Raw genomic sequence first — 20551 nt, 5'->3', positions numbered from 1 at the left:
CGTGCAATCTTGCCTTCATTATACCACAGCGGGGGGCGGCCTACTACCGGCCGGCCGCCTCCCGATGCGCAAGGCGCGGCGCCATGATTTCGAGCAGCGCGGCCTTCGCTTCCTCCAGCTTCGCCTCATCCAGATGGACATAAGGGCTGCGCCATTTGCCGTCCAGGTGGATGAACGTAATGTCGGACCGGCGGATGTTGTAATAGACTCCGATCATCCGTTCAATCTCCGACGCCGGCATGTCGATCGACAAATTGTTGCCGACCGCATCGATCACATCATCCAGCTTCGTGAGGCTGCCGAGCGACAGGAGACGGTCCGCCAGCGCACCGACCACTTCGCTCTGCCGCTTGTTGCGCTCCAGATCGCTCGATTGGCGCGTGCCGGCGTTCGATTGCCGGTATCGGACGAAATCGAGCGCCTGGTCGCCGTTCAGCTTCTGGAATCCCTTTTTCAGGTTGATGTCGGTGCCGCCGGCCACATCCTTGTACCGCATGTCCTGATCGACGTACACTTCGATGCCGCCGAGCGCGTCCACGATGTCGGAGAAGCCCTTGAAATTGATCTTCGCCGTATAGTCGATCGGGATGCCGAAAAATTTGCCGAACAGCTCCTTCACTTCGCGGCGGGCTTGCAGATCGGCTTCCTTCGCATCCCGCCCTTTATTGCGGGCGGCCGTATAGAAATTGGCGTAATAGGCGTTCGCCTTCCGGGTCGAGTAACCTTCGACGTCAATCCGGGAATCGCGCGGAATCGTGACGACCACCGCCCGCTTCTTCTCCGGATCGAACGCGGCCGCCATCAGAACGTCCGTGTTCATGCCGCCGATCTTCTCCCGCGTGTCGAGGCCCATCACCAGCATCGCGATCGGCTGTTCCCGCACGGACTGTTCCGGCGGCACGACCGTGGTTTCGACATTCTCTTCTTCATCCGTGCTGATGTTCCGGATCGCTTCCTTCGCGGTGCCGAGCAGATCCCCGATATACCAGGCGGCCGCCCCCGCAATCACGAGCAGCGGAAGCAGCACCCAGAGCAGCCATCTTTTCCGTGATTTGCGGCCTTCCCGCTTCTTCGCCCGGCGGGTTTCTCTGCGGGGAGGCAGCGGATTCTGCGTGCTCATGCGCTCACCTATTGTTCGTTGAATTTGGGATTGGCGTTGATGTCGATGAGCAGCTGCTCGGCCGCCTGCCGAGGCGCCCGCCATCGGCCGGGACGGCCTTCGCGGACGTAGGCGACGGTGACGAAATCATCGTCTGTCTCCGCGATGCCGACTTCGGCCACGCCGTGATCTTCCGTCAGAATCTGCAGGAAAAAATCCCTCGTGTCCAATGCCGCCCGGTCGTCCGGCCGGCCGGCAGCCACAATCTCCATCTGCAGCCAGTTGAACAACGCATCATCGAACTTCATCCGCCGCATCCCGCCCCTTGTCGTTACGGTCCGCATTTCCGCGGTCTTTCCGCCACCGGTCATAGAGCTGCCGCAGCCTCAAGATCAGCATCAGCACGACCGCCACGGCCATGCACTGGATGATCGGCAGCTTGTCGACCTGAAGGACGAGCAGCACCAGGCTGCCGATCGCGATCGTCACATAGACGAGAATCTCCTTCAGAATCGGGAGCCTCCGCACCGGTCGGAATACATTGTTGAAAATAAAAATGGTGAACCCGACGATGAGCAAGTAAGAGACCAGCATATGTTCCGCCAGCCATTCCTGCATGTTCTCCCCTCCTTCGCTCCGACTGCCGGCTCATACGCCGGCCTGGGCCGATTTGCGATGCTTCTCCGCCCGCTCGCGCTCGCTCTTGTTCAAAATTTTTTTCCGCAGACGGATCGATTTCGGCGTCACTTCGCAATATTCGTCGTCGTTCAAATATTCGAGCGCCGCCTCGAGGGACAGCAGCCGCGGCGTCTTCAGCTTGACGGTCTCTTCCTTCGTCGAGGAGCGGATGTTCGTGAGCTGCTTCGTCTTGCAGACATTGACGACGATGTCGGTCTCGCGGTTATGCTCGCCGACAATCATCCCCTCGTACACTTCCGTTCCGGGTTCGATGAACAGCACGCCGCGGTCTTCGACCGACAGCATGCCGTAAAATGTCGCCGTTCCGGATTCGCTCGCGATCAGCACGCCCTGCCTGCGTCCGAATCCTTCGCCCGGGGTAAGCGGGCCGTACCGTTCGAAAGCGTGGTTCATGATGCCGTATCCGCGCGTCAGCGTCAGAAACGTCGTCCGCCAGCCGATCAGGCCGCGCGACGGAACGATATATTCGAGCCGCGTGTGGCCGCCTTCACCCTGCGTCATGGCGACGAGCTCGGCTTTGCGCGGCCCCAGGCTTTCCATGACGGCGCCGACGCTCTCGTCCGGCACGTCGATCACAAGCCGCTCGTACGGCTCGAGACGGACGCCGTTCTTTTCCCGCACGATCACTTCCGGCTTCGACACCTGCAGCTCGTAGCCTTCCCGGCGCATGTGCTCGATGAGAATGCCGAGATGCAGCTCGCCGCGCCCGGACACGATGAACGCGTCGGGGCTGTCCGTCTCTTCCACGCGCAGCGCGACGTCGGTCTCCAGCTCTTTCATCAATCGTTCACGCAGACGCCGCGACGTGACGTATTTGCCTTCCCGTCCGGCGAACGGGCTGTTGTTCACGAGGAACGTCATCTTGAGCGTCGGCTCCTCGATCTTCGGCGCCGGCAGCGGCTCGGGCCGCGCCGGGTCCGCAATCGTCTCGCCGATGTTGATGTCGCGGATCCCGGCGATTGCGACGATGTCCCCGGCGCCCGCTTCGCCGATCTCGATCCGGCTCAGGCCTTTGAAGCCGAACAGCTTCTCGATTCGCGCCTGCCGGCTGCCGCCGTCCCTCGCGAGCACCGTGACGGCCTGTCCGGGTTTCAGACTGCCGCGGTGGATCCGGCCGATCGCGATCCGGCCGAGGTAGTCGTTGTAATCAAGCAGCGAGACGAGCAATTGCGCCGGCTCTTCCGGATCGCCGGGCGGCGCGGGAATATGGCGGACGATCGCGTCGAACAGCGGCTTCATGTCGTTGCCGCGCACATCGGGGTCGAGGCTTGCGAAGCCTTCGAGCCCCGACGCGTAGACAATCGGAAAATCCAGCTGGCTGTCATCCGCACCGAGCTCGATGAACAGCTCCAGCACTTCGTCGACCACCTCCGCCGGCCGCGCGTTCGGGCGGTCGATCTTGTTGACCACGACGATCGGAACCAACCGGTGCTCGAGCGCCTTGCGAAGGACGAATTTCGTCTGCGGCATGCAGCCTTCGAACGCGTCGACGACGAGCAGCGCGCCGTCCACCATGCGGAGAATGCGCTCCACTTCGCCGCCGAAGTCGGCGTGCCCCGGCGTATCGACGATGTTGATGCGGTAATCCCCGTATGTAACGGCCGTATTTTTCGCCAGAATCGTGATGCCCCGCTCCCGCTCGAGATCGTTGGAATCGAGCATCCTCTCCTGCAGGGTTTCGCCCTCGCGGAACAAGCCGGACTGCTGCAGCAGCCGGTCCACGAGCGTTGTTTTGCCGTGGTCGACGTGGGCGATGATCGCAATGTTGCGGATATGTTCTCTCGGATGCACAATCGTAATCCTTTCCGTCTGTCAGATTCCCGCCTGCCGCGTCACCAGCGGATGCGCCGCCCGTATGCGATCCAGGCGCCGCCCAGAATGAGCGCGGCGGCCAGCAGGTAGATGAATGCCGAACGGAACAGGCCGATCAGCAGCAGAAGCGCGGACAGGGCGAGCAGCCCGATCGCGATCAGCCGGATCGTCCGGTCCCGGTTCGGTCCGAACATGCTGTATTCGTACAGTCCGACCGCCGGCCCGGCCAGGAAGAACGGCCACAGCCCCGCAAGCAGTTTCCAGCCGAACAGATTGCAGACGAAGAACAGCAAGCCGTACACGGTGAGCACTCCGGCCGGTATGAGCACTGCGGCATTTCCCAGCATGCGCCCGAAATAGAGCATGTGGAGCAGCACGCCCGGCACGAGGACGAGAAGCGGCCAGAAAATGTTTCCGATGAATGCGAATACGCCGAGCTTTCCCAATAAAATCACGACGCCGACAGCCACAATGGCAAGACCGATGGTATATTGTTTGTTGGACATACGACCCACCCCCCGGAGCAACCCTGGTCATCCTCTCTAGTGTAATGGAACTGAAGGCAAAAAAAAAGTCCGGGTCATGACGCCCGGCGCATCAGAAGATACAGCACGATCACCAGCGGGACGGACAATACGGGCAGCGCTTCGGCGGCCGTCCGGCTGCCGTGGAACAGCAGTTCGTCCAGGCCGGGATCGTGCACGAGCATCCGGCCGGCCTCATAGCCGAGCAGCGCGGCGCCGATGTAGACGAGCTGGGGGATGCGGGCAAGCAGCGCGCCGACGAACCGGCTTCCCCATATGACGATCGGGATGCTGAGCGCGATGCCGATCAGCATGAGCACGATTTCCCCGTCGGCGATCGCGGCGATCGCAAGCACGTTGTCGAGGCTCATGATGAAATCGGCGGCGAGGATCGTGCGGACCGCGCCCGCGATCGTGGCGCTGTTCCGCACGTTGTGCGGCGTGCCGTCTCCGCCGCCATCGAGCAGCAGTTTGACCGCGATGCCATACAGCATAAGCGCGCCGGCCGCCCGCAGATACGGGATCTGAAGCAGTGCGGCAGCCGACAGTGTCAGTGCGCAGCGCAGGGCGACCGCGGCGGCGGTGCCCCAGACCATCGCGCGCTCCCGGATTCCGGGCGGCAGGTGTCGGCAGGCCATCGCGATGACAACGGCATTGTCGCCGCTGAGCAGCAGATTGACCAGCATAATTTGTGCGAAAATCAGCAGACTATCCAACGGCCTCCGCCCCCTTGCCAACCACTGTATGTGCGGTTGGGACAGGTTATGCCCGAAAAAAATTTGAATCCGCATGTCCATGGACAACGTATATAAATCTGTTGCGGGCATTTTTGCCTGTGTGCGGTGCTACTGACGGGAAAGGAGGGGACAGCCAACTTATGAATCCTTTGACGCTGGAATTCTGGTCCGCTCTTATCACCATCGTCTTCATCGATCTGGTGCTTGCCGGAGACAACGCGATCGTCATCGGCATGGCGGCGCGCAATCTGCCCAAACATCAGCAGAAAGCGGCCATCCTGTGGGGCATGGCGGGCGCGGTCGCCATCCGGATCGCCGCCACCGCACTGGTCGTTTATTTGCTCAAAGTGCCGTGGCTGCAGCTCGCCGGCGGACTGCTGCTCGTCTGGATCGCCTACAAGCTGCTCGTGCAGGAAGAAGGCGGTCATGACGTCAAGGCCGGCAATACGCTGTGGCAGTCGGTCTGGACGATTATCGCCGCCGACGCCGCGATGGGGCTCGACAATGTGATCGCCATCGCCGGGGCGTCGCACGGCCATCTGCTGCTCGTCGTGCTCGGGCTGCTGATCAGCATCCCGATCATCATATGGGGAAGCACCTTGTTCATCCGCCTGTTGGGCCGTTTTCCCTGGATCATCTATCTCGGCGGAGGCGTGCTCGCCTACACGGCCGCGAAGATGATCACGCACGAGAGGCACATCGAGGAACTGATCGGGGACCGCACCTGGGTCGCCTGGATTTTCTACGCGGTCGTCATCGTCGGCGTTCTGCTCGCCGGCTACGCCGTGAACGCCGCCAGAGCCAGAAGGACCGCATGGCAAGAGAAAAGCAGGGAGCCGCATTAAGCGGTCCCTGCTTTTTCTTGTTCTCTGACGCGGATCAAAACCAATCGTCCTCGCCCGCCCGGTCGGAAGGCGCCGGATCGTCGGGGCGAAGCTCGATCGTCTCCGTACCTTCCACCGCCTGCGCGATCATCCCGGCCAGGTTCGGCACGCCGTTTTCGATGCGCTCGACGACGCGCAGATTCGGATTCGTGCTCGGCGATTTCGGCACGAACAGCGTGCAGCAGTCTTCGTACGGCAGGATCGATGTCTCGTACGTGCCGATCCGCTTCGCCATCGCGATGATTTCAAGCTTGTCCATCGCGACAAGCGGACGAAGCAGCGGCAAATCCGTCGTGCGACCGATGACGTTCATGCTGCCGAGCGTCTGGCTGGCGACCTGGCCAAGGCTGTCGCCGGTGACAATCGCGAGCGCGCCGCTCTTCTCGGCAATCCGCTGCGCGATGCGGAGCATCGACCGGCGCATCAGCGTAATGATGAGATGATCCTGCTTCGACTGCGCCAGGCTGGTCTGGATGTCCGTGAACGGCACGAGATGCAGCTTGAACGGTTTGCCGGCGTAATAGGACAGCCTTTTCGCGAGGGTGACGACTTTGTCCTGCGCTTCCTTGCTCGTGAACGGATAGCTGTGGAAATGGATCGCTTCGACCTCCAGCCCTTTGCGCATCGCCATCCAGATGGCGACCGGGCTGTCGATGCCGCCGGACAGCAGCGCGACCGCCTTGCCGTTCGACCCGTAGGGAAATCCGCCGGCCCCCGGCACCACTTCGCAGTAGATATAGGCGTGCTGTTCCTGAATCTCGACGTGCAGCTCGATGTCCGGCTGCCGGACGTCCACCGTAATGTTCGGCATGTTGCGGAGGATGTGCGCGCCGACAAGATGGTTCATGGCCATCGTGTCGTGCGGGAACCCCTTCCAGCGGCGGCTCACCTTGACTTTGAACGTCGCCTTGCGCTGCGGAAACGACCGCATGACGGCGAGCGCGCCTTCCCGGATCGCCTGCAATTCGGGCTCCACCCGCTTCACCGGGCTGAACGACGAGATGCCGAAAACGTCTTTCAGCCGGTCGGCCACCGGTTCGTACGGCTCGTTCCCGAGGGCGATGTACAGCCGGCCGTATGTCCGGATGAACGTCAGCCCGGGGAATCCGCGAAGCGCATGCTGCACCTGCTTGAGCATCTCCGTCTCGAAGCGGTTGCGGTTGCGTCCTTTTACCGTAATTTCCCCGAGCCGAATCAAAATATGGTCGAATGTCAATGAAGGTCTTCCTTTCTTCGCAGCGGCATCAACTTGCGCAGCACGGTCTCCAGCCGCTCGAGCAGCGCGTCGATGCTCGCCTCGTCGTGCTCATCTCCCATGCTGATGCGGATGCCGCTTGCCGCGCAGGCGGCGTCGCGTCCCATGGCCGTGAGCACGGCGCTCGGTTTGTCGTCTTTCGATGAGCAGGCCGACTTCGTCGAGACGAGAACGCCCAGCTCTTCAAGCGAATGGACGATCACTTCCGGCTTGAGTCCGGGGCAGCAGAAGTGAACGATATGCGGCGCCATCGGCCGGAGCGGATCGTCCTCCTCCGGTCCGCTGAGCACGACGCCGGGCATGGAGACGACGCCCCGGACGAGCCGCCGGCGCAGCCGGCTCAGCCGCTCCGCCCGCTCCGGCTGCGATTCGATCGCCATGCGCAGCGCCTTGGCGGCGCCGACGATGGCCGGCACATTCTCGGTTCCGGACCGGAGGCCGTCTTCCTGGCCGCCGCCGAAGATGAGCGGCTCGAGCTCGACGCCTTCCCGAACATACAGCCACCCGGCTCCGCGCGGCCCGCCGAACTTGTGCGCCGAGACCGCGAACAGATCGACGCCCCATTCGCGCAACAAGACGGGCAGCTTGCCGACGCTCTGCACGCCGTCGACATGCAGCAGCGTGCGCGGCCGGTTTTTGAGCAGCCGCCCGATCGCTTCAATCGGCTGCACCGCGCCGACCTCGTTGTTCACGTGCATGACACTGACGAGGATCGTCTCGTCGGTCAGCGCCGCCTCGACGTCCGCGGGGTCGACGTGGCCCGTCGCGTTCACCGGCAGCACCGTCACCCGGAAACCCTCGCGCTCCAGGGCGCGGAACGGTTCGGCGACGGACGGATGCTCGACGCTTGAGACGATCAGATGCCGGCCGCGATTCCGGTAACGCCGCGCGGCGCCGAAGACGGCCAGATTGTTGCTTTCCGTGCCGCCGGAAGTGAAACGCCATTCCGACGCGCTCGTGCCGAACAGCCTCCCGGCCTGCTCGCGCGCGCGTTCCAGCAGCCTGCGCGCCTCCGCGCCGCCCTGATGAAGCGACGAGGGATTGGCGTAGATTTTCGCCATCACTTCGGATACCGTGCGGATCACTTCCTCGCGCGGCGGCGAAGAGGCGCTGTGGTCGAAATAGAGCATGCTTGTGTTCCCTTCCTTGATCAAATGCGGAAGTCTTGCTCCCTTGTCACGTGCCGAAAACGGCCGACGCCGTTCTTTCCGGAAGGCGCGTCCGTTTTGCGGTGATAGATCAGCCGTAAAAAAGGAAAGACCCCTCTCGGAGTCGGTGCTTGCGGCCTTTTGGCGGCGGCAGCTTCAATGGCGGCGCCGCGGATGTCAACCGTGAGACGCACGGTAGCGCTCGAACGCATCGAGCACCTTGGCCACGTAATGCTGCGTCTCTTCGGGCAGGAGCGACCGCTTCTCGTCGAACGCCTCGTCCGTCAGGATGCCGAGCCGGTCGACGCGGCCGGGGCCGGCATTGTACGCGGCGAGCGCGGCTTTCACATTGCCGTCGTATTTTCCGAGCAGCCAGGCAAGATAGCGCGTGCCGCCCGCCACATTCTGCGCGGGATCGAACGGATCGGCAACGCCGAGCGACCGCGCCGTCGCGTCCATGAGCTGCATGAGCCCCTTCGCTCCCGCGCGCGACACGGCGCGTGGATTGAACGAAGATTCCGTCCGGACGACCGCTTTCACGAGGGCGGGATCAATGCCGTACCGTTCGGCGGACTGCCGGATCAGCGGGTCGTACAGGCTCTCGGCTCCGCCGACGGAGCCGCCGGAGGACGCGTTCTGCAGCCGGATGAGCATCGGCATGAGATTTTCGGAATAGAGTGTGCCGGAGTAGAGCGATGCCGGGTAATTGATCAGGCCTGAGCCGTAACCAATGGCGGACGTCATCGCGCTGCCGCCGGTCAGCAGCCCGCCGAGCAGCGTCTCGAACAGCGATCCGTATCCGGAATCCGTTCTGCCCGATGAATCGGCATAGGATGCCAGCTGCAGCCGCAGCAGCGCGCTGAACGTGCGCGGATCAATGCCGATGCTTTGCGGTTCGAAGACGGTGCTCATGACGTCCCCTCCATAACGCATGCTTGTCTCACCTTACCATTGTACACGTTTTGGCCCGTCGTTGCCAGAGTCTGTTGACCGCGAGGCGCGCGCGTGCGGCCATGCGCACAGCAAAACCGGCGGAACGCCCAGGCGTACCGCCGGTTTGCGCCGCGTCATGACCATGCGGCATAGATCGGTATGAGGACGAGTTGCGTCAGCACCGCCACCAGCCCGATGGTGATGGTCCAGACGCCCAGCCCGCGCGCGCCTTCTCGGAAGCTGAACCAGCCGAGAATCGCGGCGGTCAGCCCGAGCGGCAGCGGCCATACGAACAGCGAGGCGATGGCGATCGCGAGCGCGAACAGCCCCGTGGCGCGGCCCGCGTCGGAAGCCGCCGTGCCCGGTTCGGACCGGCGCCTGTCCGAATCTGCGGGTCCGTCCGTCTGCCGGCGTTCGCGCGGCGCGTCGGGCGCGGCAAACTCCGCGGCCATCTCCGCATCGTCCTGCGCCTTCGCCGCCCTGCGCCCGGCTGCGTCATCGTCGTTCGCCGCCGGCAGTTCCGGGTTCAGCCCGGAGAAGTCTTCGTCCACCTCCCGCTTCCGATTCTTGGCACCGTCCGCTCCGCCTTTCGGATGGCTGCCCATCCGGATCAGCCTTCCTTCGGACGGAAGGTGTGGCAGCACGTAACGGAGGAATCGGAGGCCGTCTCCCGACGCTGCGTGTCGAAGTCCGCGAATTCCGAACCGTAGTCGGCCCGGGCGTAGCGGTCGATGTCGACCATGATCTCCTCGGCCGCGCAACGGTTGCCCTTCGCCCAATAGGTGCAGTTGCTTACGCTGCAAATGACGCCTTCAGGCATGCGATCACCCCCGCTATCAAGTTGCCCTTCGCGGGTGCGCCGTATGCCTGCCTTATTTTTGCCCCTGCATCCTCCGCCGGATCAGATACTCGCTCTCATAGTAGGCCAGCTCTTCGCGCAGATCCTCGAAAATTTTCGCGATGCCGAGCACGATGTCCCGCGCCGGTCGCACCGGCTTGACGCGGAACCGGATCGCGTCCTGGCCGGTGTACGCATAGCGGCCGTCTTCCGAGTAGCCTTCATTCTTCGGATAGAAATAGGCGTTCACGCATTGATGGTACGTCTCATAAAGCGCCCTTTCCGCGAAATCGACGTCAAAATTGGCCCGCCGCAGCACGACGCCCAGCTTCTCATAGACGACTTCCGAGAAAACGAGCAGGTGCCGCAGATCCGAGAGCAGCCCTTTGTAGAAGGCGACGGTCTCGGGCGTGCTGTCTTCCCCGGTCAGGTCACGCAGCGCATATCCGTTCAGAAAAGGTTCCAGCTGGTCAATGGCTTCCTTCAGTTTGGCCCGCGCCGATTCGGTCAATTGTCTGATATTCTCGGACGGCATTTGCTGACTCCTTTCGCTCCCCGTACTGGCTAATCCACATGTTAACACAAATCCGCCGCCCGCGGTACTCCGGAAGGATAAGCTTCGCTTTGGGATTGTATATTTTCATGACGCGGACCTTAACCTATAACCGATTTCGATCACGAACGCGGGAGGGGCGCGATATGTCCAGAAGGCCGAAGTTGCGGCCGAAATGGCTGCGATGGGCGGCGGCGGGCGCAGCCGCGGCGGCGCTGATCGCTTTTCTGCCCTGGCAGATCGGCGTGCGGGAGGACGAAGGAAACGGAGACGGCGCAAGCAGCCGGCCTTCCGTGATGAATGCCGCGCAGGAAAAGCGGCTCAAGCTGGAGGCCGTCCGGCGGGACGCGGAGGCGACCGCGCAGCTGTGCACGCTGGAATGCTCCAAAGAGTTCCGGGCGCTCCGTGCGGATGCCGATGAAGAGAAACTGCGCCATCTGCTGGATGCCCATCCGCACATGACCTATGTGCGGCTCAAGGCAAGCGGCGGGAGGGCGAAGGAAGCCGGCGCGATGCCGAAAGGCGGCGGCGAAACGTGGAACGCGCAGCTTGCGCAGGCCGAGCGGGAAGCGCAGGCGGGCCGGACGTATGTATCCGAACCCGTCCGGGTGAACGGCAGCCGCTACATCGTTCTGGGCGTGCCGACAGCCGATAGCAGCGGAACCGTCACCGGCATCATCCGGCAGGATATTGTCGATGAAGTGGAGCGCCGGCAGCGGCTGCATCTGCGGCTCGTGCCTTACCCGGCGGAAGGACGGTACAAGATCGAGTCGGCGAAGCCGAACTCGACAGAGGATATTACGGTCCGCACCGGCGAGGACAACGGCTCGGCGAGCCATTATCATATCAATGAGGCCGTCGTCCGCTTCCGCCGGGAACCGACGGACGCCGAAATCCGGGAGATCATGAAAGATATCGACGGCGCCTCGGTGCGGAAATTGGGATATGCCCGCGTGTTCACTTCGCGTTCGATGGAGACGGAAGACCTGATTGCCTATTTCCGCGAGCGCTGGAATCCGGTGTACGTCGAACCGCATTATCTGTATCTGGCGAACGGACTGCGGGGACAGGCCTTGAGAGCGGACGGCGCGAAGAGCGGGACCGGGGCGTCGGACCGCGAGGGGTTCAAGGTTCGGGCGGAAAACGGTGCGGATGCAACCGGCGACGCGATCGTGCCGAATGACCTGCTGTACAACGCTTACCAGTGGAACTTGCCGGCGATCGAGACGGAACGCGGCTGGGCGCTCTCGCGCGGCAGCGACGACATCGTCATCGCGGTGCTGGACACGGGCGTCCAACTTGATCATCCGGATTTGAAGGGCCGGATTGCGGAAGGGATCAATCTGGTCGGCGAAGGCGATCCGGAAGACGACGTGGGCCATGGCACGCACGTCGCGGGCATCATCGCGGCCACGGTCAACAACGGCGAAGGCGTCGCCGGCCTGTCCTGGCGGGGCCGCATCATGCCCGTGAAAGTGCTCGACAGCTCCGGATCCGGCACGACCTATTCGGTCGCGGAAGGCATCATTTGGGCGACGGACCACGGCGCCGATGTCATTAACATGAGCCTCGGCAACTATGCTTCGGCCCAGTTTCTTCACGATGCGATCCGGTACGCCCATGACCGCGGCGTCGTGCTCGTCGCGGCGAGCGGCAACGACAATACCGACCAGCCGGGCTATCCGGCGGCGTATCCCGAAGTGTTCGCGGTGGCCGCGACGGATGCCGAGGACAACAAAGCCCCCTATTCGAACTACGGGGATTACATCGACGCGGCGGCTCCCGGCGACGCGATTGCGAGCACCTATCCGGGCAACCAGTACGCCGCGCTGTCCGGCACGTCGATGGCCAGTCCGCATGCCGCCGCGCTCGCCGCGTTGATCAAGTCCGTCAACCCGGACCTGACGAACGAAGAAGTGATGGACATCATGCGGAAGACGGCCGTCGACCTCGGCGACAAGGGCCGCGACATCTACTTCGGCTACGGCAGGATCGATGTCATGCGCGCCCTGAAAGCGGCCGACCAGACCGCGAACACGCTCGGCGGATTCCGGCTCAATTTCGAGCGCCGAATCGAGACGCTCCGGCATCGGTTCGGTTTTGGCGAGGCGGAATGACCGGCGAAATGAACAAGAGCCTTCGGACCGGTCCTCTCGCGAGGACAGGCCGAAGGCTCTGCATGTTTTTCGGGATATTCCGGCTGTCCGATGCAGCCGGCATCGATAGACCGTTGCGGAAAGCCTGCCATAAGCCGGGTTCTGTACTTCCGGTGGTATAACGGGAACGACCCTCCCACGATGGAAGCGACAATCATCTATCTAGGCTGCGCATTGCTGCGCAGCTCAAGCGACCAACCCGAACGCGCCCCGGGCAAGGGCTGCGGCTCCGAGGCCGCCGCGTTCTCTCGGTCTTGCTCCGGATGGGGTTTACCAGCCGCGTTGTCACCAACGCCGCTCGTGGTCTCTTACACCACGGTTCCACCCTTGCCTGTGCCGGCGTGAAGCCGGCCATCGGCGGTCCATTTCTGTGGCACTATCCTTCGGCTCGCGCCGACTGGACGTTATCCAGCATCCTGCCCTGCGGAGCCCGGACTTTCCTCCCGCGGCAACAAAGGCCGCCGGCGATTGTCTGTCAGACTTTCCGACGCATCCTCCAGTATACATGCTGCTGAATGAAAGCTCAACCGTAAATATCGGCCAACATGGTGAATTTATTGCGGCAGGCAGCTTGCCTTAGCTCCGGTGTAACGGAATGTCGTTTCGTTTCCGCCTACATGAGCCGGAACGGCTCGGTCGGCACGGCCGACGGGATCACCTCGGTCAGATACCCCGCCGCGGCGAGATCCTTCGCCAGCCGCTCGGCCGTCTTCGCCTTCATGATCTTCTCCGCATTGTGCCCCGGATCGACGATGGCCAGGCCGGCGGCCAGCGCGTCATGCGCCGTGTGGTAGTCGATGTCGCCGGTGACGAACACGTCCGCGCCGGCCCGCAGCGCATGGCGCATGTAGCGCGCCCCGGAGCCGCCGAGCACGGCGGCCCGCCGGACGACCCGGTCGGGGTCGCCGACGACGCGGACGAACGGCACGTCGAATGCCTCCTTCACATGGCGGGCGAACGCCTCCAGCGTCGCCGGCTCCTTCAGCCGGCCGAAGCGGCCGAGACCGCTCGCCTTGCCCTGCAGCTTGAGCGGGAACAGATCGTACGCCGGCTCCTCGTAAGGATGCGCCTTCAGCATCGCTTGCACAACCGCCCCCTTGAGCGACTCGGGCAGAATCGTCTCGATCCGGATTTCCTTCACCCGCTCCAGCTTGCCGGTCGTGCCGATGTGCGGGTTCGTTCCCTCGCCCGGGCGGAACGTGCCGGTGCCTTTCACCTCAAAACTGCAGCAATCGTACTCCCCGATCTGTCCGGCACCCGCTCGCCAGACCGCTTCCTGCACCTGCCGGCGGTGCGTCTCCGGCACATAGACGACCAGCTTGAGCAGCGGATCGACGTGGACTTCCTCCAGGCAGCCTTCGGACTCGATGCCCAAAGCATCGGCCATCCAGTCGTTCATGCCGCCTTCCGCCGTGTCCAGATTCGTATGCGCCACGTAGACCGCGATGTCGTTCTTGATCAGCTTCTCATAAATGCGCCCCGCCGGCGTCGACGTGTCGATTGCCGGAAGCGGCCGGTAAATGACGGCGTGGTGCGCGATGATGAGATCGACACCGGCCGCGATCGCCTCGTCGACGACCGCATCCGTCACATCAAGCGCCACGAGCGCCTTGCGAATCTCTTTCTGCAGCGTGCCGACCTGCAGGCCGATGCGGTCGCCTTCGACCGCCAGCCGCCGCGGCGCGAACCGCTCCATCAGCTGGACGACGAATTGTCCGCTTGCAAACATGCCATCACCTCCCCGATCAACTTGATCTCCTCGAGCACTTCCTGCCTGCGCCTTGCCGCATCCGGCGAATCGGAACGTTCGATCTGCCGGCTGATGAACGCAAGCTTTTCAAGTTCCGACCGCCATTTGCCGGCCAACCGTTCATCCGGCTGGCGGAGCAGCCACGGTCCCATGCGCAGCAGCAGTTCCTTTTTCCGTTCGGCCGGCAGGTCGAGCTTGAGGAACGACGCATTGTACAAGGCGGAATTGAGCCCGTCCGCATCCGGCACCCGCTGCGCCGCCAAAATTTCGTACCATCGGCCGTCTTCCTCCACGATCCGCTCGGCCGCCAAATACCATCCCTTGTCCAGAATCCATCGCCGGACGAGGTCTTCCCCGACATTCGGCTGCAGCACCAGCGTGCGCACCCCTTCAAGCTTGCCCGCCGCCGCTCCCGCCTCCAGGATCGAGGCGATCAGGGCGCCGCCCATGCCCGCGATGACGACGCAATCGACTTCTCCGGGCGCGACGACGGCCAGCCCGTCGCCCTTGCGGACCGCCACAAGGTCCGCCAGCCCGTCTTCCTTTATGCGGGCCGCCGACGCCTTCAGCGGGCCGTCGCGCACTTCGCCGGCGACCGCGCAAGGCGACTTGCCGGCGGACACCAGCCAGGCCGGAAGCAGCGCGTGATCCGATCCGATGTCCGCGACGCGCGCGCCCGGCGGTACCAGGTCCGCAATCGCCTGAAGCCGCTTTGACAACATCCGTCCCGCCGCATTTGCCGCTGTCTTCATGCCACCCACACCGTCCATTGCTTGCGCAGCGCGAAGATGAGACTGCCGCCGGCCGCGATCTTCGCGATGAGCGCCAGCTGAATCCAGGGAGGCTGGTTCATCAGGATCGCGGCATACAGCTCCGGCATGAACCAGAGCGTCGCCGCCGCGGCGAACAGCACCGCGGAAGAAGGCTTCGACCAGCGATGGACGAACCAGCTGAACCAGCCGAAGACGAAGGAGGCGGGCAGCCAGAAGAGCTGCACTTCGTACCACTTCGGGTGCTCGCCGCCCCGCGCCAGCAGTATCGCGTAGACCAGGAAGATCGCGAGCCAGCCGACATAGTGCAGCACCGGGAACCGCGCCGCGATGCCGAACACGATCCAGAACAGGCCGCAGCCGGTCAGGAACAGCGCCGTCCACATCGGCGTGTCCAGCCCGTGAAGCTGCAGCATGACGATCCCTGCGACCAGCAGCGTCAGCATGCCGAGGCCGATCAGCGTCAGCCCGACCGGTTCGCTCGCGCGGCGGCGCTTCAGTCCGAAATAGAGCAGCAGCACGACGGCGAAGAGCGTCAGCGCGGTTTGCAATACGGGGTGAAACACGCTAAAATAAAGGATGACAAGACAGACCACGGAAAAGATTCCAAAAGCAAGAAGCCACTGCTTTCCGCTTGCTCCGTTGACGACGGACACCGCGCGCCCCGCCCATCCGGACGAGGGACGCCCGATCTCTTCGTCTGTCTTGTACAGATTCATCAGGAAATCGCAATACTGATCCGGCAACAGTTTGTTTTTCTGCCAATAGTCGATCTCACGGATGATCGTTCTGCGGCGCTCCTCGTTCATCCCGCTTTCGTTCCTTTCCGAGGACGGCGTAGACACGCCTTTTCCCAGGTGATAAAAAGGACCCTCCTGCCGATGCAGTCAGGTCCCGTGCATTCCTGTCACTCCAGGAAATCTTTCAGCCGTTTGCTCCGGCTCGGATGCCGCAGCTTGCGCAGCGCCTTCGCCTCAATCTGGCGGATCCGCTCGCGCGTGACGCCGAACACCTTGCCGACTTCCTCCAGCGTGCGGGTGCGGCCGTCATCCAGACCGAAACGGAGCCTGAGGACATTCTCCTCGCGCTCGGTCAGCGTGTCGAGCACATCTTCGAGCTGCTCCTTCAGCAGTTCGTAGGCCGCCGCGTCTGCCGGCGCAAGCGCCTCCTGGTCTTCGATGAAATCGCCCAAATGGGAATCGTCTTCCTCGCCGATCGGCGTTTCGAGCGAGACCGGCTCCTGCGCGATCTTCATGATCTCCCGCACTTTGTCCACGCTGAGATCCATTTCCGCCGCAATTTCTTCCGGCGTAGGTTCGCGCCCCAATTCCTGAAGCAACTGCCTCGACACCCGGATCAGCTTGTTGATCGTCTCGACCATGTGCACCGGAATGCGGATTGTCCGCGCCTGATCGGCAATCGCCCGCGTGATCGCCTGACGGATCCACCAGGTCGCATAGGTGCTGAATTTGAAGCCTTTGCCGTGGTCGAATTTCTCGACCGCCTTGATGAGCCCCATGTTGCCTTCCTGAATGAGATCGAGGAACAGCATGCCGCGGCCGACATACCGCTTCGCGATGCTGACGACGAGGCGGAGATTCGCTTCCGCCAGCCTTCTCTTCGCATCTTCGTCGCCCTGTTCGATCCGCTTCGCCAGCTCGATTTCCTCCTCGGCGGTGAGCAGCGGAACGCGTCCGATTTCCTTCAGATACATGCGGACAGGGTCGTTGATCTTGATGCCCGGCGGCAGCGAAAGATCGTCGTCGAAGTTGAAATCGTCATGCTCCTCGTGATCGTCGTCCCCCGAAGCCATCGGATGGTCGTCGCCATCGTTCGTCACTTCGATGCCGAGGTCTTCGAGCTGTTCGAAAAATTCATCGATCTGTTCCGGTTCCTGATCGAACGGGGACAGTTTTTCCATAATTTCTTTGTACGTTAAGGATGAGCGCTTCTTGCCCAGCTCTATCAGCTGTTCCTTGACGCTTTCAAGCTTTTGTTCCGTATCCAGTTCCGTATGTTGATCGTTTGTCATACTCCGACTCCCTCCTCCCTAGGACGGTCGCGTGGCCTTTCCTCTCAACTGTCTCTCCAAGGTATTGATTTCGATGGCGATCTGCGCGGCCCGCAGCGCGTCGCCAGCCCGTTCGGCGCGAATTCGCTCTTCCACCCGTTCTTTCAAAGCCGTGAGTCTCTGCCGTTTCAGAACCTCCTCCGCGAAAGCGTCCAAATTGTCGCTCGTGCAGGGCGGCACGGTCTCCATGCTGAGAATGGAGGCGGCAGTCCGTTCCAATCGTTCGTCCTGGAGGGTCGAGAAAAATCGGGTGACATCCGGCTCGTGGCCTTGTGCATAGTAGGCATAGAGATAAGCGGCGATCGCCGCGTGGTCTTCCACCTGGAAGGCGTCTCCCAGTTTGTCATGCACATATTCGGCTGCTTCCTCGTCATGCATCATCCAGTACAGCAGCGTTCGTTCGATGTGATGACGTCCCGGCGGCTCCGGCATCCGTCCGACGGGCGGGCGAGCCGTTTCATTCCTACCATTATTCCACCGATTGCCCAACTTATCCCCGGCGGGACGGTTTTTTTGCGCGGCGGCCCGAATTTCGAAGCACTCCTGCTTCAGCGTCTCCAGCGGAAATTCGAACTCCCGCGACAGTTCCTTCAGGTAAAACTCCCTTTCGGCTGGCGAATCGAGACCGGCGATCATGCGCACCGCTTCGAGCACGTAATCTTTGCGTCCTTCGTCTTCTAGCAGTTTATGGTTTTTGCGCAGAAATATTAATTTAAATTTGACGGCGGACACCGGCTGGTTGACCATGTCGCGCACGAACGATTCCGGACCGTATTTCCCGATGTATTCGTCGGGATCCAGTCCGCCGGGCAGCAAGACGACTTTCACCGGCATGCCGGCGTTTTCGAACATTGCCGCCGACTTCAGCGCCGCCGCCTGGCCCGCATCGTCGCCGTCGTAGCAGATTACCGCTTCGTCCGCGACGCGGCGGAGCATGGCGACGTGCTCCTCCGTGAACGACGTGCCCATCGACGCGACGCCGTTCCGCACGCCGGCATCCCAAGCCCGTATGACGTCCATGTAGCCCTCGAACAGGACAACCCTCCCCGATTTCCGGATTTCCGGCCGCGCTTCGTGGAAGTTGTACAGCACGCGGCTCTTGTTGAACAACAAGGAATCCGGCGAATTCAAATATTTCGGCTGTCCGTCGTGCAGGATGCGGCCGGCGAACGCGATCATGCGGCCTTCGCGGTCCCGGATCGGAAACATGATCCGTCCCCGGAACCGGTCGAAGAAGCCGGTGCCGTCGCTGCGAGAAGCGACCAGCCCGCCCTTCTCCATCAGCCGCAGATCGTAGCCCCGCTTGTCCAGAAAACCGGTCAAGAGGTCCCCGCGTTCGGGCGCATATCCGATCATGAACTGGTCGATCAGCTTGTCCGACATGCCGCGGCGCTTCAGATAAGCCTTCGCTTCTCTGCCGTGTTCGGTGTTCTGGAGCAGATAGTGGTAGAATTTTGCCGCATATTCATGCGCCTCGATCAGCTTCTGCCGTTCAAGCTGAGCGGCGGTCGGCTCTTCCGGAACGCCCGCTCCGCGAGGAAGCGGAATGCCCGCTTCCTCGGCCATGATGCGCACGGCTTCCGGAAAGGAGTAACCTTCAAGCTCCATACGAAATCGGATGACGCTGCCGCTCTTGCCGCAGCCGTAGCAGTGGAAAATCCCTTTCTCAGGGGTGACGGTGAACGAAGGTGTCTTCTCCGAATGAAACGGACACAATCCTTTCAGATACTTGCCGCTCTTCGTCAGGTGCACGGTCCGGCCGACCGTCTCGACGATGTCATGCGCCCGCAGGACAGCCTGAATGACGTCTTCCGGTATTCTGCCGCCGGCCATCCACATCACCTTCATCCTGAATAACACGTATTAGTATTCTCTACCTGTCATCATTATCCTGCATATCCTGCAAAACTTTTGTCAGCATTTGTTGAAATCGCATCCGGTCCTCGCGGGTCATCGCCCGCGGCCCTTTCGTCCGTCCTCCGGCCCGCCGCGCCTTCGCCTGATCATGCCGGCTCGCCATGAGAAAGTCGATCGTCTCGTTCCGGTACCGCTGGCCGCGGTTCGAAAGCACCGTCGCCCGCTTCGCCAGGGCCATCGCCGCCAGTCCGAAGTCCTGCGTCACGACGATGTCGCCCGGGCGGATCAGGTTCGAGATGTACAGATCGACGGCGTCGCGTCCGCGTTCCACATGCCGCACCTCGACGCCCGGTTCGGGGACCAGCGCGTGGTCGTACGAGGCGACGAGCATCACCGGAACACCGAATTGCCTGGCGGTGTCGGCAATTTCCCGCTTCACGGGACAGGCATCCGCATCCACCACGATCCGGACATCACCGCCGCTCATTGCCGCACACCCTCGTCTTACGTTCTTATTCCTACTATAGAAAATATATTCGCCATACGAGCCGCAATTCCTTCCGTACCCGTCCCGCACCGATCCGTTCGTCCCGCGCCGCGTTCAGAACGGCTGAACGCCGGCATTCCGGACATGCTCCATGATCAGGCTGGCCGTCTCTTCAACCGCCCGGCGAGAGACGTCGATGACGACGCATCCGAGCCGGTCCATCACTTCCCTGGCGTAGGTGAGCTCCCGTTCAATCCGATCCGGGGCGGCGTACGGCGCGGTGTCGGGCAGGCCGAGCGCCTTCAGCCGCTCCTTCCGGATCTGGTTCAGATCCTCCTTGCCGATCGTCAGGCCGACAATGCGCGACCGCGGGACGCGCAGCAGCTCGTCCGGGAGCTTCAGTTCCGGCACGAGCGGCACGTTCGCAACCTTGAACTTGCGATGGGCGAGATACATCGACAGCGGCGTCTTCGACGTCCGGGACACGCCGATCAGCACGATGTCGGCTTTCAGGATGCCGGAATGATCTTTCGCGTCGTCATGCTTCACGGCGAATTCGACCGCTTCCACCCGGCGGAAATAGTCCGCGTCGAGCTGATGGTTCAGTCCCGGCCTGTATTCCGGCTTGATGCCGGTGCGCCATTCCAGGCCGTCGAGCAGCGGCCCGAGCGCATCGATCGCCAGGACGCCGTCCCGCAGCGCATGCTGCGCCATCGCTTCGCGGAGATGCGGCAGTACCAGCGTATACAGGATGATCGCCTGCTCGTCCCGCGCTTCCGCGACGATGGCAGCGATATGCGACTTGTCCGTCACGAATGGCCGGCGCCGGATCTCCGTCCGCGCGTTAGTGAACTGCGCGACCGCCGCGCGGACGACGGCTTCGCCGGTCTCGCCGGCCGAGTCCGAGACGGCATAAATGACGCAATGGCGGGATGCTTCATCAAACCGATTGCCGTTCATGTCGCCGCACCTTTCCGC

21 protein-coding genes and 1 other RNA gene are annotated in these 20551 nt (G+C 62.6%); 2 read left to right on the top strand and 20 right to left on the bottom strand.

Annotated features, from left to right (window positions below; genetic code table 11):
- Positions 1-43: 43 nt before the first annotated feature.
- The 6 genes from KJQ12_RS06845 to KJQ12_RS06820 all read right to left on the bottom strand — a co-directional run bounded on the left by KJQ12_RS06845 (position 44) and on the right by KJQ12_RS06820 (position 4850).
- On the bottom strand, positions 44-1120 hold the full coding sequence (locus KJQ12_RS06845) for an LCP family protein (protein WP_213484013.1): 1077 nt from the start codon (positions 1118-1120) through the stop codon (positions 44-46).
- Between the two features lie 8 nt (positions 1121-1128).
- Positions 1129-1407 (bottom strand): hypothetical protein, encoded by a 279-nt coding sequence (locus tag KJQ12_RS06840; RefSeq protein ID WP_244860477.1) that lies wholly within the window; start codon positions 1405-1407, stop codon positions 1129-1131.
- Entirely contained in the window at positions 1394-1717 is a 324-nt protein-coding gene (locus KJQ12_RS06835; protein WP_213484011.1) for a YlaH-like family protein, read from the bottom strand. Before KJQ12_RS06835 ends, KJQ12_RS06840 begins: the two co-directional genes overlap by 14 nt.
- 30 nt (positions 1718-1747) lie before the next feature.
- Entirely contained in the window at positions 1748-3589 is a 1842-nt protein-coding gene (gene typA, locus KJQ12_RS06830; RefSeq protein ID WP_213484010.1) for a translational GTPase TypA, read from the bottom strand.
- Between the two features lie 41 nt (positions 3590-3630).
- A complete protein-coding gene (locus KJQ12_RS06825; protein WP_213484009.1) occupies positions 3631-4116 on the bottom strand; it encodes a hypothetical protein in 486 nt (161 codons plus the stop codon).
- 74 nt (positions 4117-4190) lie between these two features.
- The gene (locus KJQ12_RS06820) at positions 4191-4850 is read right to left on the bottom strand and encodes a TerC family protein (protein WP_213484008.1); all 660 of its coding nucleotides are present in this window, start codon (positions 4848-4850) and stop codon (positions 4191-4193) included.
- Positions 4851-5011: 161 nt separating this feature from the next.
- On the opposite strand from KJQ12_RS06820, the gene KJQ12_RS06815 reads away from it, so the two are divergent.
- The gene (locus KJQ12_RS06815; protein ID WP_213484007.1) at positions 5012-5716 is read left to right on the top strand and encodes a TerC family protein; all 705 of its coding nucleotides are present in this window, start codon (positions 5012-5014) and stop codon (positions 5714-5716) included.
- 34 nt (positions 5717-5750) lie between these two features.
- Here KJQ12_RS06815 and thiI read toward each other — a convergent pair whose 3' ends face one another.
- The 6 genes from thiI to KJQ12_RS06785 all read right to left on the bottom strand — a co-directional run bounded on the left by thiI (position 5751) and on the right by KJQ12_RS06785 (position 10464).
- Positions 5751-6971, bottom strand: coding sequence for a tRNA uracil 4-sulfurtransferase ThiI (gene thiI / locus KJQ12_RS06810; RefSeq protein ID WP_213484006.1), 1221 nt, complete (start codon positions 6969-6971; stop codon positions 5751-5753).
- On the bottom strand, positions 6968-8140 hold the full coding sequence (locus KJQ12_RS06805) for a cysteine desulfurase family protein (protein WP_213484005.1): 1173 nt from the start codon (positions 8138-8140) through the stop codon (positions 6968-6970). The genes thiI and KJQ12_RS06805 overlap by 4 nt, the downstream gene beginning before the upstream one ends.
- A 195-nt stretch (positions 8141-8335) precedes the next feature.
- The gene (locus KJQ12_RS19750; protein WP_213484004.1) at positions 8336-9070 is read right to left on the bottom strand and encodes a lytic transglycosylase domain-containing protein; all 735 of its coding nucleotides are present in this window, start codon (positions 9068-9070) and stop codon (positions 8336-8338) included.
- A 155-nt stretch (positions 9071-9225) separates the two neighbouring features.
- A complete protein-coding gene (locus KJQ12_RS06795) occupies positions 9226-9696 on the bottom strand; it encodes a UbiA prenyltransferase family protein (protein ID WP_213484003.1) in 471 nt (156 codons plus the stop codon).
- A gap of 5 nt (positions 9697-9701) precedes the next feature.
- A complete protein-coding gene (locus tag KJQ12_RS06790) occupies positions 9702-9911 on the bottom strand; it encodes a DUF1540 domain-containing protein (protein WP_015255205.1) in 210 nt (69 codons plus the stop codon).
- A gap of 52 nt (positions 9912-9963) precedes the next feature.
- Positions 9964-10464: a YpuI family protein gene (locus KJQ12_RS06785; protein WP_015255206.1), complete on the bottom strand. Its 501-nt coding sequence runs from the start codon at positions 10462-10464 to the stop codon at positions 9964-9966.
- 164 nt (positions 10465-10628) lie between these two features.
- Here KJQ12_RS06785 and KJQ12_RS06780 point away from each other — a divergent pair, with 164 nt between their 5' ends.
- Complete coding sequence (locus tag KJQ12_RS06780) at positions 10629-12599, top strand: S8 family peptidase (RefSeq protein ID WP_213484002.1); 1971 nt, start codon at positions 10629-10631, stop codon at positions 12597-12599.
- Positions 12600-12714: 115 nt separating this feature from the next.
- On the opposite strand, the gene rnpB is transcribed toward KJQ12_RS06780, so the two are convergent.
- The 8 genes from rnpB to KJQ12_RS06740 all read right to left on the bottom strand — a co-directional run bounded on the left by rnpB (position 12715) and on the right by KJQ12_RS06740 (position 20533).
- An RNA gene (rnpB, locus tag KJQ12_RS06775) (RNase P RNA component class A) lies at positions 12715-13122 on the bottom strand.
- A gap of 129 nt (positions 13123-13251) precedes the next feature.
- Positions 13252-14367 carry a Nif3-like dinuclear metal center hexameric protein gene (locus KJQ12_RS06770; protein ID WP_213484001.1) on the bottom strand — a complete coding sequence of 372 codons (1116 nt, stop codon included), beginning with the start codon at positions 14365-14367 and terminating at the stop codon, positions 13252-13254.
- Positions 14334-15140: a tRNA (adenine(22)-N(1))-methyltransferase gene (locus KJQ12_RS06765; protein ID WP_213484000.1), complete on the bottom strand. Its 807-nt coding sequence runs from the start codon at positions 15138-15140 to the stop codon at positions 14334-14336. Before KJQ12_RS06765 ends, KJQ12_RS06770 begins: the two co-directional genes overlap by 34 nt.
- The gene (locus KJQ12_RS06760) at positions 15137-15967 is read right to left on the bottom strand and encodes a hypothetical protein (RefSeq protein WP_213483999.1); all 831 of its coding nucleotides are present in this window, start codon (positions 15965-15967) and stop codon (positions 15137-15139) included. The genes KJQ12_RS06765 and KJQ12_RS06760 overlap by 4 nt, the downstream gene beginning before the upstream one ends.
- A 98-nt stretch (positions 15968-16065) precedes the next feature.
- Positions 16066-17190, bottom strand: coding sequence for an RNA polymerase sigma factor RpoD (gene rpoD / locus KJQ12_RS06755; RefSeq protein ID WP_015255211.1), 1125 nt, complete (start codon positions 17188-17190; stop codon positions 16066-16068).
- 18 nt (positions 17191-17208) lie between these two features.
- Positions 17209-19062 (bottom strand): DNA primase, encoded by a 1854-nt coding sequence (gene dnaG, locus KJQ12_RS06750; protein ID WP_244860475.1) that lies wholly within the window; start codon positions 19060-19062, stop codon positions 17209-17211.
- Positions 19063-19102: 40 nt separating this feature from the next.
- Entirely contained in the window at positions 19103-19573 is a 471-nt protein-coding gene (locus KJQ12_RS06745; protein WP_015255213.1) for a YaiI/YqxD family protein, read from the bottom strand.
- Between the two features lie 114 nt (positions 19574-19687).
- Positions 19688-20533: a pyruvate, water dikinase regulatory protein gene (locus KJQ12_RS06740; protein ID WP_213483998.1), complete on the bottom strand. Its 846-nt coding sequence runs from the start codon at positions 20531-20533 to the stop codon at positions 19688-19690.
- Positions 20534-20551: the final 18 nt, after the last annotated feature.

It is taken from the genome of Thermobacillus xylanilyticus, assembly GCF_907165215.1.
GTDB classification, from domain to species: Bacteria; Bacillota; Bacilli; order Paenibacillales; family Paenibacillaceae; genus Thermobacillus; species Thermobacillus xylanilyticus.
This window is presented reverse-complemented; position numbering and strand designations above follow the sequence as displayed.